Source organism: Algoriphagus sp. PAP.12 (genome assembly GCF_026652115.1).
GTDB lineage: Bacteria > Bacteroidota > Bacteroidia > Cytophagales > Cyclobacteriaceae > Algoriphagus.
Genome location: NZ_JAPPSQ010000013.1, coordinates 14,403 through 31,440, shown reverse-complemented (window position 1 = coordinate 31,440; position 17,038 = coordinate 14,403). Strand labels below are relative to the sequence as shown.

At 33.2% G+C, this 17,038-nt stretch carries 18 protein-coding genes; all 18 read left to right on the top strand.

Features of this window, described 5'->3' with window-relative positions; translation table 11 throughout:
• Nucleotides 1-158: 158 nt before the first annotated feature.
• The 18 genes from O0V13_RS15225 (at nucleotide 159) to O0V13_RS15140 (ending at nucleotide 16,986) form a co-directional block, all read left to right on the top strand.
• The gene (locus O0V13_RS15225; RefSeq protein WP_268035828.1) at nucleotides 159-953 is read left to right on the top strand and encodes a sulfotransferase family 2 domain-containing protein; all 795 of its coding nucleotides are present in this window, start codon (nucleotides 159-161) and stop codon (nucleotides 951-953) included.
• Nucleotides 954-1,823 (top strand): polysaccharide pyruvyl transferase family protein, encoded by an 870-nt coding sequence (locus tag O0V13_RS15220; protein ID WP_268035827.1) that lies wholly within the window; start codon nucleotides 954-956, stop codon nucleotides 1,821-1,823.
• Complete coding sequence (locus O0V13_RS15215; protein ID WP_268035826.1) at nucleotides 1,820-2,845, top strand: acyltransferase family protein; 1,026 nt, start codon at nucleotides 1,820-1,822, stop codon at nucleotides 2,843-2,845. Before O0V13_RS15220 ends, O0V13_RS15215 begins: the two co-directional genes overlap by 4 nt.
• Entirely contained in the window at nucleotides 2,842-4,101 is a 1,260-nt protein-coding gene (locus O0V13_RS15210) for an ABC transporter ATP-binding protein (RefSeq protein ID WP_268035825.1), read from the top strand. The genes O0V13_RS15215 and O0V13_RS15210 overlap by 4 nt, the downstream gene beginning before the upstream one ends.
• Nucleotides 4,082-4,822: a TylF/MycF/NovP-related O-methyltransferase gene (locus O0V13_RS15205; RefSeq protein ID WP_268035824.1), complete on the top strand. Its 741-nt coding sequence runs from the start codon at nucleotides 4,082-4,084 to the stop codon at nucleotides 4,820-4,822. Before O0V13_RS15210 ends, O0V13_RS15205 begins: the two co-directional genes overlap by 20 nt.
• The gene (locus O0V13_RS15200; RefSeq protein ID WP_442780932.1) at nucleotides 4,822-5,523 is read left to right on the top strand and encodes a class I SAM-dependent methyltransferase; all 702 of its coding nucleotides are present in this window, start codon (nucleotides 4,822-4,824) and stop codon (nucleotides 5,521-5,523) included. The genes O0V13_RS15205 and O0V13_RS15200 overlap by 1 nt, the downstream gene beginning before the upstream one ends.
• A complete protein-coding gene (locus tag O0V13_RS15195; protein WP_268035822.1) occupies nucleotides 5,511-6,623 on the top strand; it encodes a glycosyltransferase in 1,113 nt (370 codons plus the stop codon). The genes O0V13_RS15200 and O0V13_RS15195 overlap by 13 nt, the downstream gene beginning before the upstream one ends.
• Nucleotides 6,616-7,626 (top strand): glycosyltransferase family 2 protein, encoded by a 1,011-nt coding sequence (locus O0V13_RS15190; RefSeq protein WP_268035821.1) that lies wholly within the window; start codon nucleotides 6,616-6,618, stop codon nucleotides 7,624-7,626. The genes O0V13_RS15195 and O0V13_RS15190 overlap by 8 nt, the downstream gene beginning before the upstream one ends.
• Nucleotides 7,627-7,631: 5 nt before the next feature.
• Nucleotides 7,632-8,501 (top strand): beta-1,6-N-acetylglucosaminyltransferase, encoded by an 870-nt coding sequence (locus O0V13_RS15185; RefSeq protein WP_268035820.1) that lies wholly within the window; start codon nucleotides 7,632-7,634, stop codon nucleotides 8,499-8,501.
• 9 nt (nucleotides 8,502-8,510) lie between these two features.
• Complete coding sequence (locus O0V13_RS15180; RefSeq protein WP_268035819.1) at nucleotides 8,511-9,221, top strand: class I SAM-dependent methyltransferase; 711 nt, start codon at nucleotides 8,511-8,513, stop codon at nucleotides 9,219-9,221.
• 41 nt (nucleotides 9,222-9,262) lie between these two features.
• A complete protein-coding gene (locus tag O0V13_RS15175; protein ID WP_268035818.1) occupies nucleotides 9,263-10,105 on the top strand; it encodes a glycosyltransferase family 2 protein in 843 nt (280 codons plus the stop codon).
• Nucleotides 10,106-10,185: 80 nt separating this feature from the next.
• Entirely contained in the window at nucleotides 10,186-11,577 is a 1,392-nt protein-coding gene (locus tag O0V13_RS15170; RefSeq protein WP_268035817.1) for a hypothetical protein, read from the top strand.
• Nucleotides 11,534-12,466, top strand: a complete 933-nt coding sequence (locus O0V13_RS15165; protein WP_268035816.1) for a glycosyltransferase — start codon at nucleotides 11,534-11,536, stop codon at nucleotides 12,464-12,466. Before O0V13_RS15170 ends, O0V13_RS15165 begins: the two co-directional genes overlap by 44 nt.
• Complete coding sequence (locus O0V13_RS15160) at nucleotides 12,467-13,171, top strand: class I SAM-dependent methyltransferase (RefSeq protein ID WP_268035815.1); 705 nt, start codon at nucleotides 12,467-12,469, stop codon at nucleotides 13,169-13,171. It begins immediately after the preceding gene.
• A gap of 24 nt (nucleotides 13,172-13,195) precedes the next feature.
• A complete protein-coding gene (locus tag O0V13_RS15155) occupies nucleotides 13,196-14,311 on the top strand; it encodes a glycosyltransferase family 2 protein (RefSeq protein ID WP_268035814.1) in 1,116 nt (371 codons plus the stop codon).
• Entirely contained in the window at nucleotides 14,308-15,267 is a 960-nt protein-coding gene (locus tag O0V13_RS15150; RefSeq protein WP_268035813.1) for a glycosyltransferase, read from the top strand. Before O0V13_RS15155 ends, O0V13_RS15150 begins: the two co-directional genes overlap by 4 nt.
• Nucleotides 15,230-16,108, top strand: a complete 879-nt coding sequence (locus O0V13_RS15145) for a glycosyltransferase family 2 protein (RefSeq protein WP_268035812.1) — start codon at nucleotides 15,230-15,232, stop codon at nucleotides 16,106-16,108. The genes O0V13_RS15150 and O0V13_RS15145 overlap by 38 nt, the downstream gene beginning before the upstream one ends.
• The gene (locus O0V13_RS15140; protein WP_268035811.1) at nucleotides 16,105-16,986 is read left to right on the top strand and encodes a glycosyltransferase; all 882 of its coding nucleotides are present in this window, start codon (nucleotides 16,105-16,107) and stop codon (nucleotides 16,984-16,986) included. The genes O0V13_RS15145 and O0V13_RS15140 overlap by 4 nt, the downstream gene beginning before the upstream one ends.
• Nucleotides 16,987-17,038: the final 52 nt, after the last annotated feature.

Below are 17,038 nucleotides of genomic sequence, written 5' to 3'. Positions count from 1 at the left end.
AAAGTTTTCTAGTTTGGGTCCAGCTAGGCTCACAAAATATTCTCCTTTGAGAATCCGGTATGACTAGAGTTTCGATTTCAGCTACTGATGTCTATTGCTACTCCAATTTCAAATCTCAAATTAGACCTTGCTTTTCAATTCCATTAAAATAATAGCCCTTGGCTAAAAGATTTCTGAAAATCCGTAGAAGTAAGCCTTATCAGTATTTAAAAGACAAATTTCTATATGTTAGGGCTTATGTAAGATGGAAATTAAATCCATACCCAAAGGATATAGGAGATAATCCCATTTTTGTTTTTAATCATATTCCCAAGTGTGGAGGCACAAGTTTGAATATTGTATTAAGAAAGTGGTTTATCTTAAGAAAAGACTACTCTCCTCATGAATTAAAGTTTCCAGATCCGGAAAAATTAGAAATTGAGTTTAGTAAATTTGAAAACTCCCCTCCGAAGCTAAGTGAAATTAAGCCTTGGGAAATCTTGGGGGGCCATTATCATAATTCCAAACTCAGATTAAGTAAAAGATTTCCAGAAATCTATGAAAACCCAGGATTAAAGTTGATCACATTTATAAGAGAGCCACTGGAACACCACCTATCAATGTATAAGTATGGAAAGAAAAGAGGGCATGATTTTGTAAAGAATCTAAGTCTTTCCCAATATCTAGAAAATGATTGTAATTTTTTAGCTGGAGCGCTTGAGTGTAATCTTGAGAATTATAAATCAAGAATTGATGAATATTTTTTTATTGGGACTCTGGAAGAGTTTCAATATTCGATGGAAAGACTTGCAAGGAAATTAGGTAAAACGGAGTTGGAAACAATTCCATTTGAAAATCAAACGAACTCAAAAACTCTGTTTAATTCTCTTTCAGAAGATGAAATAATAAAATTCAAAAAAAATAATATTTTGGATTATTTAATTTATGAATATGTTAAGAATTCTTCAAATTAGATGATGAATTTAAAAAAAAATATTTACGAGATCAAAAAAAAAGCATTGCCCGTTAATATTATTCAAAGTTTTAAATTTAATATGTCTAATTATTCTCCTTTGATATATTATTGGGACTATAAACAAAATTGGGGAGATTCTATTAATAAGTTTTTGTTTGAGTCTGTTCTTAAAAAAGAAGTTTTTGTTTCCAGTCAGGTTTTTAATTTAAAAAATCAAGAAAATATTACAGGGGTTGGGAGTATACTAAGCAGTCGCTTAGAGCATTACTCAATATGGGGTTCAGGGTTTCTGTCTGAAAATCATTCGTTAATTCATAGACCAAATAAAGTATTGTCTGTAAGAGGGAAATTAACTGCAAAAAAAATTAAGGATTTATTCAAAATAGATTGCCCTATTTTAGGTGATCCTGGATTGTTATTCAAAGAGTATTATAATCCTGATTTATCAAAAAAATATTCAGTTGGTATCATACCACATTTTAAAGAATTGGATTTGCCAATCTTGAAGAATATTGAGGGAAAATATGGGAATGAAGTTCTAGTAATCTCTCCGACCTTAGATATATTCAAATTTGCTGAAATGGTAAAGCAATGTGAAAAAATTTTAAGTAGTTCTCTCCATGGGTTAATATTAGCGGAATCTTATGGGATTCCAACAGAGAGGATAATTCTATCAGATCGTTTAATAGGAGGTGATTTCAAATTTATGGATTATTATTCTGGTGTTGGATTGGAAGACTGTTTTGATTCTCGTAAAATAATTCTAGATTCTGGTAATATTTTCTCCGTTGCTCAAAAAGCATCTCAAAAGGATTTGAAATATAATGCTGGTTTTCTAATTAATTGTTTGGTAAATCATGTTGGATGAGCCCTAATAAAAAACTGGGATATATACCTGGTTTGGATGGTTTAAGGGCGATTGCAGTTGGCCTTGTTATGTTAGGACATTCCAATATTTATATTGGACAAAATGGAGGGATTGGAGTGGATGTGTTTTTTGCTCTTTCTGGTTTTCTGATTACTACAATTCTTTTAGAAGAAAAAGACGAATATGGGGAAATAAACTTAAAATACTTTTATTCAAGAAGGTTTCTACGACTTTTTCCTGCGCTAGCATTTTTATTGATAGTTACTTCTTTTTTAGTTTTTATTTTTTGGAAATCAAATTCAAAAATTTATATTGAGGAGTTTATAGCTAGTTTTTTTTATATTTATAATATTTCATGGTATTGGGGTTTAGCGGAAGAGCCATTTATTCTGTATCATATGTGGTCTTTGGCAGTGGAAGAACAATATTATATATGGTGGCCACTTTTATTAATAATTGTTCATAGATTTCTAAATGAAAAACAATTTTCAATTTTCTTGTTAATTGTTTCTATTTTAATTTTTTGTTTTAGATTTTATTTTATAAAATTTTTATTTTTTAACTCAATTTTTATGGATTCAATATTTTTTGGTTGCTCTTTAGCTTTGCTCCGAAGGCAGTTTCAGTTAAAATTTTTAGTAAATAATTACTTGTTGTTTTTTAGTACATTTTTAATTTTGTTTTTTTCTATTGTTAATCTAGATTTTGGATATTTACTACTTAGATCAGGTTACAGGGGGGTCTTTGGAATTTTAAGTTGTATAATTATTATTAATATAGTTTCAAATCGTAAAAATTTGTTTCGATATTCAATATTTGTTTTTTTTGGAAAATTATCGTATAGTTTATATTTATGGCATTTGGTAATATTTGTATTGTTTAGAAAGATAACTTTGTTAGCGGATTACCAACATTATTTGTTAAAAATTATTGTTTCAATTTTAATGGCGGTAATTTCTTATTTTACGGTTGAACTATATTTCTTGAAAATTAGTAAAAAATATTTTTCTGTTTTACGATGAGTAATCCAGTTATTAAAGTAAAAGGCCTTTCTAAAAGATATCGGATAGGCCTAAAGGAAAAGCAATCTGAGACGCTAATTGGTCAAATTACTCAAGCTATCCGTTCACCATGGGATAATTTGAAAAGACTCCGTGAATTAAGTCGCTTTGGAGCCGAAGACAATTCTGTTTTCTGGGCTTTAAAAGACATCAATTTTGAGGTGAAAGAAGGAGAGGTCTTAGGAATAATAGGGAAGAATGGGGCTGGGAAATCTACCTTACTGAAGATTCTTTCTGGAATCACTGACCCCACTGAAGGCAAGATCGAAATCCGTGGACGAGTTGCTTCGCTTTTGGAAGTAGGTACTGGATTTCATCCCGAACTTTCAGGGCGTGAGAATATCTATATGAATGGAACCATTCTTGGTATGACACGCCGGGAGATAGATTCCAAACTAGATGAAATTATAGATTTTTCAGGGGTTGAAAAGTTTATTGATACACCTGTCAAATTCTATTCTTCTGGAATGAAGGTTCGTTTGGGTTTTTCTGTGGCTGCTCATCTCGAGCCTGAGATTTTGATTATTGACGAAGTATTGGCTGTAGGAGATTATGAATTCCAGAAGAAGTGTTTAGGGAAAATGGAGAATGTGGCAGGGCAGGGTAGAACTGTGCTATTTGTGAGTCATAATATGGAAGCAGTTTCTAATTTGTGCAAAAAAGGAGTTTTGCTAAGTAGTGGAGAAATCATTAACTATGGTGCCGTAAAAAGCGTTTTACATTCTTATTTGGGGTTGGAGAGTAATTCAGGGAATTTATATCTTGATCCAGAATTAAAAGAAATGCCATACGTAAGAAGGATTGAGGTAGTTTGTTCAGACTCTGAGGGGCACCATAATTTTGGAAAACCACTGAAAGTTGATTTTGAAATTTTTACAACTGAATTCGTTCCTAATGCCACCCTTTCATTTCAGATATTTGATGAGAAAAATAGAGCAATTATTCATTGTTGGATTTTTCAATCAGACCTGAAGTTTTGTCATAAACCAGGCCTTTTTAAAGTTTCGTGTTATATAGAAAATCCTTTATTATATATGGGTAGATATTCTTTAACTGCGCATTTTGGTGAAGGAAAAGGCGGAAGAAAATATCAGACAATAGAGCATGCCTGTTGGCTTGAAATAAATATGCATGGTATATATAGGCAGTTTGATTGGTCACCTTATTCATGTACATATTTGGAAAAATTTGAATGGAATGTTGAAGAAAATATTTAGAAAAGTAAAAAAGTCTCAAAAAGTAGACTTTACATCTAATGAACATGCTGATTTTTCTAAAGAAGAACTGGATATAATTTCGGCGGTTTCAAAATTTACTATGACTTCTCCAGAACGTTTGGTGACTCTTATTCGATCCGTAATTTATCTTGAAAACAATGGAATAAAAGGAGACTTTATAGAATGCGGTGTCTGGAAAGGAGGAAGCGTAATGGCAATGATAAAAGTTCTTCAATCTATAGAAGTGAAGGATAGAGAAATTTGGTTATTCGATACTTTTCAGGGAATGACAGAGCCTATTGATTTTGATTCGAAGTTTGATGACACAAAAGCAGCAAAACTTCTTCTTGATGATTCTTCAAAAAAATCTAATGTTTGGGCAGTTAGTAGCTTGGATGAGGTTAGTTCTAATATCGCTTCATTAAATTATCCTTCAAAAAACCTTAAGTTCGTTCAGGGGCCTGTTGAAGAAACATTATTGACCACCGAAATTGATGAAATTGCTCTTCTTCGATTGGATACTGACTGGTATGAGTCAACGAAAATTGAGCTTGAAATTTTATTTCCTAAATTGGTTAAAGGAGGGATTTTAATTATTGATGATTACGGACACTGGAAAGGGTGCAAGAAAGCAGTTGATGAGTATTTTCAAAAACTGGATTATCCCATCTTTTTAAATAGAATAGATTATACAGGTAGAACTTTTGTGAAATATTGGTGATGATCGAGTTTAATCCTAAAGAAATAACTTTTGAGAATATTGACCGATTCTATATCAAAAGTTCTCTTTTGAGATTTCTTGATTCTAAAAAGGAAGTTTTGAATGGAGATTTGTTGGATGTTGGCTGTGGTGAAAAGCCTTATGAAACCTTAATTCTTTCAAATCCACAAATTACTTCCTATTCTGGTGTGGACTTGATTGGCGGACAAGAGTATAAGGTTGGGGTAAAACCTGATTTTTATTGGGATGGTATAACTTTTCCATTTGATGATTCAACATATGATTCAGCAATGGCAACCGAAGTCTTGGAACATTGTCCTGATCCTCAAATAACATTGACAGAAATTTTTAGAATCCTTAGACCAGATTCACCACTGATCTTAACAGTGCCTTTTATTTGGCCAACGCATGAGTCTCCATGTGACTATTATCGTTACACTCCTTTTGGTTTAAAATATCAATTAGAAAGGGCTGGTTTTAAGAATGTTGAGATTACGTGTATGGGAGGATGGGACGCATCTTTAGCTCAAGTCCTAGGGCTTTGGCTGAAGCGTAGAAAAATGAGTAAGAAAAATCAAAAACGACTATTTTGGATTTTAAAACCTGTAATTCAATTTCTATTAAAGAAAGATCGAGTTTTAGATGAATATAGTGATCAACATCTCATTACAAGCCTAGGAGCAATAGCATGGAGGAATTGAGAATCTGCTTTACATCTCCTTCAACTAAAGCTTACTCTGAAACTTTTATTCAGAATCTGAAAAATGGAATTGATGGTGTGATCTTTCATTGTTATGGCGATCTTTTTCCATTTCTCTCCTTAAGGGGAGTGATTCAAAACTATAAAACGCCTCCTTTTCAAGATATTTTCTTTCATAGACTGGACTTGATTAAAAGGCCCCTTCGTGAACATTATTTGTTGAAATATTTAAAAGCAAACAATATTAATTTAATTTTAGCGAACTATGGGCCCTCAGGAGCTTTACTTGCTCCAATTGCACAACAATTGAATATTCCCTTAATAGTTCATTTTCATGGCTATGACGCCTCTATTTATTCTGTTCTAGATAAGTATAGATCAGCTTATCAGATAATGTTTGAAACAGCAAATCGTTTTATTGTTGTCTCAGAGGAAATGAAAAACGACCTTCTTCAACTGGGTGCTCCTGAAGAAAAGTTAATTAAAATCACTTATGCACCTCATTCCAGATTTTTAGAAATTAAACCTAGTTACAAAGGAAATCAAATCTTGGCAATCGGAAGATTTGTTGAGAAGAAAGCCCCTTATTTGACTTTGATGGCATTTAAAAAGGCGAAGAAAGCATTTCCTGATCTTCATATAAAATTTGTTGGGACAGGCGACCTGCTTTCTATTTGTCAAGACCTTTGTATATCTCTGAATATAAAGGGTGTGGAATTTTCCGGAGTTTTATCTGCAGAAGAAATTGCATTTGAAATGAGTCAATCCTTTTGTTTTATTCAGCATAGTAAACAGGCTTCGAATGGAGACAAGGAAGGGACTCCGGTTGCTATTTTGGAAGCAATGGCTGCTGGATTGCCAATCATAAGTACTAGACATGCTGGAATTCCTGAAGTAGTGGAAGATGGGAGTTCAGGTTTTTTGGTGGATGAAGGTGATGTGGACGGAATGGCCGATAAAATAATGAAACTTCATTTGAATAGAGAAAAAGCTCAGAATTTTGGTGAAAATGGAAAGGCCTTTATTTCCCAAAATTTGGATCAAAGCGAATATTATAAAAAGGTGAATTCGATGATTAGAGAGGTGTTGAAAAATGGATAGGCAGCCTCTTGTTTCTATTTTGATTCCAAATTATAACAAGGCTCCTTTCCTTCGGGAGACCTTGGATTCTGTTCTTGGCCAATCTTATAAGAATTGGGAATGCATTATTATAGATGATCATAGTACGGATGAATCTTGGGAAATACTACTAGAATATGCAAAAAAGGATTCCCGCTTTCAGGTTTTTAAAAGGCCCTACCACCTACCCAAAGGAGGGAATGTTTGTCGCAATTATGCTTTTGAATTATCAGTGGGAGAATATGTAAATTGGTTTGATAGTGATGATTTAATGTTTAGAGATTGTATATTTAATCGAGTGAGTCTTTTAAAACAATCTAAATTTGATGTTATTGTCAATCCTAAAATTGGATATGTTTCTAATTCTATTGAATCGTTTAGTGATAATAATGATCTTTCTCATAAATATATTATTGATTTCTTTTTTCTTAAATCTCCATGGTTAGGACAAAGTATGATGCTTAAAAAATCCTATTTAGTAAATAATAATATTAAATGGAAGCCTAAATTAACTTATCATCAAGATGTTTATTACATCTTGGATGTTCTTAAATTTGCTTCTATTGGAGAGTTATTCAATGTAGATTGGAGTTGGAGATCAAATTCAAGTTATCATTTAGGGTATTTGTCTGATAGAATTAATAGTTATAAAGTTAATAACTTACAGGTTTCTACTCATTTTGATTCATTAAGCCTTCATTATTTTGGAATTAAAAAGAATGATCTTTTTAATTGGTATTGCTATAAACGGGTGTGGGATATTTTTAAAATAAATTCTTTAAATGAAACCAATATATTTCCTCTTATTCCATATTTTTTAGGACCAATTAAATATAGATCAATTAATATTATTAATGGTTTGATGAATTTGTTTTTATTCGCTTGTATAGTTTGTTTAATTCCTTTCAATTCTCGTATTTCTTTAAGTTTGATGTATAGAACTACCAAACGTTTTCATAATAAAAAATATAATTATTTTTTCTAATTAGAATGGAAAATAAGCCATATGCAATTTTAGTTTTAAGTCATAAGAGTAAGTTTCAGCTTGAGCGTATTATTTCTTTTTTTGAATTCTCAAAGTTTCAAATTTATGTACATTTAGACAAAAATGCTGAATTTAATATTTCGGATATAAAAGGCGATTTTATTTCAATAGAAAAACAACTTCCATGCAGCTGGGGTGATTTTAATGTTACTTTAGCCACTTTTGACTTACTTAAATTTGCTTTCAAAGATGGAAAAAAATATTTTTTTCTAATCAGTGGTGAAGATTTTCCGATAAAAACGTTAGATTATTTTAATGATTTTGTTTTAAAAAATATTCACAAAGATTTCTTTAATGTAATTCCAATTAATTTGGCACTTAGTAATCCTTTATTAAGAAATTTCAAGCGAAGATTTAATTATGTACATGTTCCAAATCGTCAACCTGATAATGCTTTTGAAAGTGTTAGTTTTTCAATAAAATACCGTTTTAAAATTATTCAACAGCACTGTGATTTTTTGAAATTTCCAGTTCCCAATAACATATATGTTGGTGTCAATTGGTTCAATTTATGTCGAAATACGGTCGAGAAAATGTTAGTTGATTTTAAGTGTAATTTTCTTCTTAAAAGTAGGTTGTCTTTATCATTGCTTGCGGAAGAATCTTTACCTCATAGCATATTTTGGTCTATTCATGATCCTAAAATGTGGGTTAATGATTCACTACGATATACCAAATGGATTCAAGGTAAATCTCATCCAGAATATTTAAAACTTGATGATATTGAAGATGCTATAAAATCAGAGTCACTTTTTGCTCGTAAATTTAATGAATTAGAAACTTTAAATTATCTTGAAAGTAATTTGGTAAAGTAAATATTGTTAATGAGATATATTCATACCTCCGAAATTCATAATACTAGATCTTCTGATATTATTCTTCCAATTTTATTTGAACTTATCCAGCCAAATTCCATTTTGGATGTTGGATGTGGTATTGGAACTTGGCTTAAATCTAGTTCTGATTTGGGAATTTCAGATATTATTGGAATTGATGGTGAATATGTAAATAAAGAGCAATTATTGATTCAAGAAAGTCAATTTTTAGGTAAGGATTTAAACCATAAATTTTATCTTAAAAGAAATTTTGATCTATTATTATGTCTTGAAGTTGCAGAACATTTGTCTGAATTTGTTTCAGATATGTTTATTGATTCATTAGTTAGGCATTCTGATGTTATTCTTTTTTCTGCAGCTATACCAGGTCAGGGTGGTCAAAATCATTTAAATGAACAGTGGCCTGACTATTGGGCAAAAAAGTTTTCTGTTCATGAATTTGTATTTTTAGATATTATCCGGCCTCTGATTTGGGACAATCAAAAGGTGGATTATTGGTATAGACAAAATATTTTTTTGGTGGTCAAACATTCACATGAATTGGTTACTAAATACCCGAATTCTCATTTATCGTTTATTCACCCTGAATTGTACCTAGCGAAGAATGCCCACTACCAAAGGAAGATTCGTTCGCTTAAAAATCAGCTTGATATTCACCCCCTTAAACGATGGATCAAAAATTTAATTTCAAAAAAATGAATTTTATAAATCTAGCTCCTTTTGAACCAAAAAAAAATTACATGATGGATCAAGAAAAGGACTTGACCATACTGATCAAAACGCTGGAGCGGGAAGCACATTTGATCCAATTACTTCATTCAATTAAAAATTATGAATTCTCAGGACAGATAATTATCGCTGATGATAGTCTTATTCCTTATGGAGAAAGGATCCTGTCCAAATTCGCAAATTTAAATATCACCTATTTGGATTTGCCCTATGATACCGGAACGGCTGAGGGGAGAAATCGAATGTTGGAACTGGTTCAAACTCCCTATTTTTTATTGTGTGATGATGATTTTGTAATTGATCGGCGTACACGTATTCCCCTCATGAAAAAGCTTTTGAATGGAAACGAATTGGATATTTTAGGAGGCGTATTTTTGCAGCATAATCGAAAAACTAGGATAGGTCAATATCTACTGCGTTTAAATAAATATTTAAACTTCTATAATTGGGTATTACCCAGCTTTCAAAGTTTTGAATATCATGCGGGGTTTTACATTGAAAAAGATAAGATTTCTCTTTTGCCTATTGAATATCGTGATCCTGTAACCTTATGCGATTTAACGCATAACTTCTTCTTAGCTCGTACTGAAAAAGTAAAATCATTTGGTGGATGGAATCCGATCTTGAAAGGAGGGGAGCACCAGAATTTTTTTATCCGTGCGAAGTTAGCAGGTTTAAATGTAGGAACTACCCGAAAATGTGGAGTGATCCACGACCAATGGACTCCCAACTCGGAGGCATATCAGGCATTAAGGAAGAGAGGCAACGAATATCAAATGCTCGCCTTGGAAGAGTTTGGTGTAAGTAAACTTGAAAACTATGGAGAGGTTTTGGGAGGGAAGTTTGGGATATGAGGGGTAAAGATTTTCTTCCTATCCGACCTTTTTATTGGCTGATATGTGCAGTAATCTTTCGAATTTCAGGTATGTTAATTATGGCTTCCGCTGATACTGAGCCAGAATATTTTCCTGGGTTTTTTGGAGAGTATTCTCATGACACTTTTGGTTACCTTGAGCCCATAGATAATTATTTAGAAAAAGGGAATTATTTGCCTCATGAACGAATGCCTGGCTATGGGTTGATTTATGGGCTGTTACTAACTGTGCTAACGAAAACTCATGCGCTTAATTTGCTGATTATTCTACAATCAATACTTGGTGGAATAGCTGTTTACGCGATAGCTAGGGTTGCAGGGTTTATTACAAAATCCCAGAAAGTCTTTATACTTACTTTTTATATTGCCTTATTTACTACCTACACAACTTGGTATGATCACTTTTTATTGACTGAGAGCTTTTCTGTTTCTGCATTAGTTTTGATGGTGTATTTTTATTTTAGGTATCAGGAAATAAAGAATCCCTCTTTTATTATTATTGCTGGGCTATTTTTTGCTTGGGCAGTTTTTCTCCGTGCTGTAATGCTTCCATTAGGTATTCTAGTCGTTTTGTTGATGATTTGGGAGCATAAAGAGGAATTGAAAAATGGTTTTAAGTTGGCTTTTTTATTCTTACTTCCATTCTTGATTGTGGATTCACTTTGGGTTTATTCTGGCTATCGAAGGTTTAAAAAGTTCATTCCATTGCAAGAGTCTTTTTTAGGTAGGTCCCAAAGCAATGTTTTTTTTGAGCCTGCCTTTAGGTTTGTGCAGAGTTGGGGAGGAAACTACCTTTGGTGGGATCCTGGTGCGGAGATTAGTTATTTTGGTTTAGGACATAATAGTCTTGCATATTTTGATCAAAAGGATATTCAATTCCCTTCAGAGATTTTTACATCAGCCTTTAATCAGGATTCTTTGCAGCAGCTTCAACAGGATTTGCTTTCACTGAAATTCGATAGTGCTCATCTCAGCGATCTAGAATTTGACCTGAGGGCAAATTCTATCTATGCTAGATTTGACCGTTATTCTCAATCCATTAAATCTGAAGCTCCGACCTTATATTGGTTTGATTCACGTATTAAACTTATGCGCCAGTTTTTTTTTACAACCAAAGTGAGAAATCCATATTATGGTCTGAGCTTTCCATTTCGAGATAGATTAATTAGGATCAAATCTTTTACTTATGCAGGGACTTTGATTTTGGGTTACCTGAGTTCTTTGATTATTTTGTTCTTTTTGAGAGAGAATGCATCCATTATCCTGATTTCAGGAATAGTTTGGTATATTTTTTTAATTCATCCAATTATTCTGCGCGTTGTAGAAAATCGATATTTGCTTCCTTCATATCCTTTTATCAGTCTTAGTATAATTTTGGCTTCCACCTTTGTATTAAAGAAATTAAAATTTGGAAAAGCGCTATCTAACTCTAGTCATTCCTCAGCACAATGATTGGGAAAGTCTTGCGGACCTTCTATCTGAAATAAATTCACTAGCCAAACTCCAAGTAAATGGAAAGGTTAGTGTAGTTATTGTAGATGATTTTTCAGAATCCCTATGTCCATTTGACATTGGAATATATGATAGATTGGAATTGCAAACAGTTCGGATTGTCCAGAATATTGGACATCAGCGTGCAATCGCAATTGGTCTCTGTTATGTTTTTGACCATTTTTCCAGCAAATGGGTAGGAGTGCTTGATGCAGACGGGGAAGATCGACCTGTGGATTTTTTTAGAATGGTAGAGGCTGCAAAGCAACACTCGCAAAGTATATTTGCTAAGAGAACTAAAAGAAGCGAAGGTTTTTTATTTAAATTATTTTATTGGATATATAAAATTATATTTTGGTTTTCTACAGGAAGAAAAATTGATTTTGGGAATTTTAGTGTTATAGAGGGAAGTCGGTTAAAAGCCTTGGTACACGACGCAAACCTTTGGAATAATTATGCGGTAGCATTTCTTAAATCTAAAATCCCTTTTGATAAACTTTCTACAGAACGCGGAAAACGGTATTATGGAAAATCAAGAATGAATATTACAGGATTAATAATTCATGGGCTAAGTGGTATTGCTGTTTTTGTAGATGTAGTAACAACAAGGGTTATTTTATTTTCTTTAAGTATTATTCTTCTGGCAATGGCAGGAATTGGAGTTGTAGTAGGAATTCGATTTGGGACAGATTTGGCTATACCAGGATGGGCTACTTATTCAGTTTTGGCTTTTGGAATACTATTATTTCAAGCTTTGATTATATCATTTTTTACACTATTTATTTTTCTTTCCAATAGAAGTACTCAAGCCATTCAACCGATAAAAGAGTACAGTAAATACATTGATTAAATGAAATATCCTGGAAAAGAACTAGCCCTATTTGAGAAAGCAAAAAATTGGAAACGGTATTATTCTTCTCAATTGATCCCCGAAATTAGTGGCAGAGTTGCAGAAGTAGGAGCCGGTCTTGGTGGAACTACTTCTTTTCTATTTAATTCGAAGGTTTCATCATGGACTTGTTTTGAACCAGATACCGAATTGTTTGAAAAACTCTCCATCGCAAGTCAATCTTGGGAGTTTAGAAGTCAAATAAAACTTGAAAATAGAATACTACCTACGGTTTATGAAAGGTATGATACCATTTTATATATCGATGTTTTAGAGCACATTAAGCAAGACAGAGATGAGTTAGAAAAGGCTATATCGGCTTTGAATGTAGAAGGCCATTTAATTATTTTAGTACCGGCCTTTAATTTTTTATTTAGTCGATTTGACCAAAGTATAGGACATTTCAGAAGATATAACAAAGGAATGCTTAAAGCTATACTTCCGCAAAATGTCGAGATCACTAGATTTCGCTACCTAGATACAATGGGTTTTTTATCCAGTTTTGCGAATAAACAGGTTTTGCGACAGCCCTATCCCAGGCCAAGTCAAATCCAATTTTGGGATTCTACTTTGATCCCTATTTCAAAGGTTTTTGATAAAGTGCTATTTCATAGTTTTGGGAAAACGTTGATTCTCATATGTGAAAAATCTGCCAAATCACATTGAAAATTTGAGTTTGAATCAAAAGAAATGAAGACTCCATTAATTTCGATCATAATTCCATGCTACAATCAAGGGCACTTCCTTTTGGATTGCGTATACTCGATTATTGCTCAGGAATTTGAAGATTGGGAAGCGATTTTGGTAAATGATGGCAGTACCGATCAAACGGAAGCTATCGGAGCAGATTTGGTAAAAAAATACATTCCCATCCAATACATCGAGCAAAAAAATCAAGGCCTATCCGCTGCCCGGAATACTGGTATGAAAATAGCAAAAGGAGAATTTTTATTGTTTTTAGATGCGGATGATTGGTTGGAGCCTAACTGCTTGAAAAGCTATGCCCATGTCATTCAATCGAATCTCGAGATAAAACTCTTTCGTTGCGGCTATGCTTATTGGGATAAGCATGGTGGAAGGAGATTTCATAGCCATCTGCCATCTTATAATGGCAATATCTATCCCAGTGTTCTTACCCATAATATCGGGCCCTGTCATTCCATCTTGATTCGAAGAAACTTTGCGGAGCTTATGGGAGGATTTGATCCTGCATTAAAAAGTTGTGAGGACTGGGATTTTTGGATTCGAGCTGGAAAAATGGGAGTGAAAATAGTTTCTATCCAGAAGGTTTTGGTGGCTTATCGGTACGTCCTAACAAGCATGAGTCGTAATCCCTGTGTGATGTATGAGGCTTTGTCAGAAGTTAGTGATAGGGCTGGAAGAATAGATACTAGGCTTCCAAAAGGTACATCATATAACCAGGAGTATGACCTTAATATCTCAGAAATACAGAAAAACCATTTGATTCGTATGATTGGGGTATTGCTTCAGCAAGGAAAGGTGGAGGAAGCAGTTGAATGGTATGCAGTAGAGGAGAAGAAATGGGGTTGGAAAATAAAAAAGGAAGACTGGAAAGGCCTAAGCTCCTACCTTTCTTGGGCTTACTTTTTTGAAAAGGAACAAATTGAAAAGCTTTTAAGAGAAAGCCTCTCAAAGGTTCAATATTTTTTTCAGAAGCTTCAGTACAGCAAGGATCAAAGTGTTAAACTTTCTAGAATGGTTTTTTTACCTCAGATAAAGAAACGCAATCATGTTCTTTACGGAAGGATTGGAGGAGCCCTTATCAATCGTTTATCTAGATTTTGAGCTGCAGTATTATACTTTGTACCTACAATGGAGCGAAAAAACTCCATACCACATTAGATGCAATCATCCATCAAGATTCCAACTATCCCTGGGAATTGATAGTGATTGATAATAATTCCTCTGACAATACCTATGCTGAAGCAAAAGCTATATTAAAAGATTCAGGAATTGATTTTCGGATTGAGAAATTTTCAAAGCCTGGGAAAATGTATGCATTTTGGTTTGGCATTGGTCTAGCTAAATATGATATCATTTTGGATTGTGATGATGATAATGAACTTTTTAAAGATTACTTGGATATAGGTCTTTCAATACTTCAATCGAATCTTAAATTGGGAGCCCTTGGTGGATGCGGTATTTTGCCAGAGCAGAACCTTCCTATTTGGTTTCCTAAATTTGCCAAAAGTTATGCACTAGGCCCTCAGGGGATAAATTTAGAGCCTTTACCCAAGTTTGCTCATTTATATGGTGCTGGTTGCTTCTATAGAAGGCCGATTTTGAATAATTTAAAAAATAGAGGATTTGAATCCTTACTTTCTTGTAGAAAAGGGGAAGAACTTTCTTCGGGAGGTGATGTTGAATTTTGCCATGCTATCCAATTAGAAGGATTTGATTTAATGTACTCTGAGTCCTTAAAATTCTACCATCATATTGACAAACACCGTATTGATTTTGAGTATTACCTTAGACTAAAAAGAGGAATTAGCAATAGTTTTCCTATACTATCGGCCTACAGGCTGGATGAGTTCCAGAATAGAAGTGATTTTAGGAAGCATTTGTTTTATAGTTTTTTTATCATTTTAAAAGGAATCATCAAAACGAGTCTTATTTCAAAGAATTCCTTTCAGAGTGAAGTCGACTATGTCGTTGTTCGTACTAAGTTTTGGGCTTTTATAAGGAATTATCGAGAAGCCATGAATGGTTACAATAGAAATCAAAAAATCTTTGGGAATTAAGTTTTCGGTCATTATTCCTTTTTTCAATGGGGCTAATACCCTAGATCGAGCAATTCAATCCGTTCTATCCCAAAAATACCCAGATTGGGAGTTGATTTTAGTAAACGATGGGAGTACTGATCAGTCAGAACAAATTTCTCAGTACTACATGTCAAACCCAAAAGTTTCCTACTTCTACCAAGAAAACATAGGGGTTAGTGCTGCTAGGAATTTGGGTGCCTCTAATGCTATTGGAGAGTGGTTGATCTTTTTGGATTCTGATGATGAATTTGAAAATTCGCTTTTTGATAGCTTGATGAATTCAAACTCTCAAGATCAGGAAGTCTTGGTATGGGGTTTTGATTGGGTTTTTCCTAATGGAGAATCAAAATCATTTGTTCAAAATGATGAAAAATATATCCCATTTCTATCTGGAACCTTCACTATTAAAAGGGAGGTGTTTGATTCTCTCCATGGGTATGACGAGAATTTAAGGTTTGGTGAAAATACGGAACTTTTTCATCGTTTAAATCTTGCTTCCTTGATTCTCAAAAAAATACCAATAATTGGTCTAACTTATTATGATTCAACTAATGGAGGAAGTAAAAATTTACAGAATGTTATAGATTCGAATTTATTAATATTAAACAAGCATAAACAAACTTTGCCAAATCATACTAAGCATCTATATCATCAAATAATTGGAGTAAATCAACTTCGTTTCAGAAAATTTAGTCAAGCTAGAAAACACCTTTGGATAGCCTATCGCTTAAAACCGTATAAGTTATCAACACTACTTAGGCTACTTATTTCTCTTTCTCCTTTAATATCTTCCAAGATTTACTTAGATTCTGTTAAATGAGATTCGGCGGCTTCATTATTACCTATAATCGTCCAAAAATCTTGTTAAAAACAATCGATGCTATTTTTACTCAATCCCATCCTCCAGAATTAATTTGGATTATTGATAATTCGGATAACCTAGAAACAGATCAAGCTTTAGCTGGGTTATTGGATAGTCGAATTCACTATTATAGAATGGGTTATAATTCTGGACCAGCTGGTGCTGCAGCAAAAGGATTACAACTTTGTGCTGATGAGGGATTTGATTGGATCTATTGGGGAGATGATAATGATCCTCCATTTCGGAATGATTGTTTTGAAAGATTATTAGCTATAAGAGATCAAAATCCCTTTACTGGAGTTTTAGGTTCTGTTGGACAATTTTTTGACAGAAAAAATGGTGTTATAAAAAGGGTTCAATCTAGGCTTTTGGAAAAGAAAGAAACATTAGAAGTTGATTATGTTGGTGGAGGAATGTGTATGCTTGTAAGTGGACAAATAGCTCGAGAAGGAGTTTGCCCTGATCCTGGTTTATTTTTTGGTTTTGAAGAATTGGATTTTTGTCTGAAAGTGTGTAGAAAAGGTTATGTGATCATTGTTGATTGCAAACTTTTTTTAGAGGCTAGAAAGATATATCACCGAACTAATTTTGATCGACCCTACTATCAGAAAAAATTAAACCTAAATAGAGAATATTATAGTCTGAGAAACTTATTATTTATCGCGGATACTTTAACATTACCATCGATGAAATATAAACTTGTTCAAAAATGGTCGCTAAAATCCATCTATGGCTTCAGATATGGTATAAGTTATGGGTTTACAAATTTCAAACTAATCATGTTGGCATTTATTCATTTCAGTAAAGGAATAAAAGGGAAAACGATTGAACTTTAAATAATGGGTTTTAACATAAAAACAACTGAGCTGCTACTTCAAACAAAAAAGT

Bases quoted from the DNA above. Each gene is read 5' to 3' on its own strand.
- O0V13_RS15160 (WP_268035815.1), top strand. From the start codon at position 12,467: ATGAAATATCCTGGAAAAGAACTAGCCCTATTTGAGAAAGCAAAAAAT.
- O0V13_RS15175 (WP_268035818.1), top strand. From the start codon at position 9,263: ATGATGGATCAAGAAAAGGACTTGACCATACTGATCAAAACGCTGGAG.
- O0V13_RS15215 (WP_268035826.1), top strand. From the start codon at position 1,820: ATGAGCCCTAATAAAAAACTGGGATATATACCTGGTTTGGATGGTTTA.
- O0V13_RS15195 (WP_268035822.1), top strand. From the start codon at position 5,511: ATGGAGGAATTGAGAATCTGCTTTACATCTCCTTCAACTAAAGCTTAC.
- O0V13_RS15220 (WP_268035827.1), top strand. From the start codon at position 954: ATGATGAATTTAAAAAAAAATATTTACGAGATCAAAAAAAAAGCATTG.
- O0V13_RS15205 (WP_268035824.1), top strand. From the start codon at position 4,082: ATGTTGAAGAAAATATTTAGAAAAGTAAAAAAGTCTCAAAAAGTAGAC.
- O0V13_RS15145 (WP_268035812.1), top strand. From the start codon at position 15,230: ATGGTTACAATAGAAATCAAAAAATCTTTGGGAATTAAGTTTTCGGTC.
- O0V13_RS15190 (WP_268035821.1), top strand. From the start codon at position 6,616: ATGGATAGGCAGCCTCTTGTTTCTATTTTGATTCCAAATTATAACAAG.
- O0V13_RS15140 (WP_268035811.1), top strand. From the start codon at position 16,105: ATGAGATTCGGCGGCTTCATTATTACCTATAATCGTCCAAAAATCTTG.
- O0V13_RS15210 (WP_268035825.1), top strand. From the start codon at position 2,842: ATGAGTAATCCAGTTATTAAAGTAAAAGGCCTTTCTAAAAGATATCGG.
- O0V13_RS15200 (WP_442780932.1), top strand. From the start codon at position 4,822: ATGATCGAGTTTAATCCTAAAGAAATAACTTTTGAGAATATTGACCGA.
- O0V13_RS15155 (WP_268035814.1), top strand. From the start codon at position 13,196: ATGAAGACTCCATTAATTTCGATCATAATTCCATGCTACAATCAAGGG.
- O0V13_RS15180 (WP_268035819.1), top strand. From the start codon at position 8,511: ATGAGATATATTCATACCTCCGAAATTCATAATACTAGATCTTCTGAT.
- O0V13_RS15170 (WP_268035817.1), top strand. From the start codon at position 10,186: ATGGCTTCCGCTGATACTGAGCCAGAATATTTTCCTGGGTTTTTTGGA.
- O0V13_RS15185 (WP_268035820.1), top strand. From the start codon at position 7,632: ATGGAAAATAAGCCATATGCAATTTTAGTTTTAAGTCATAAGAGTAAG.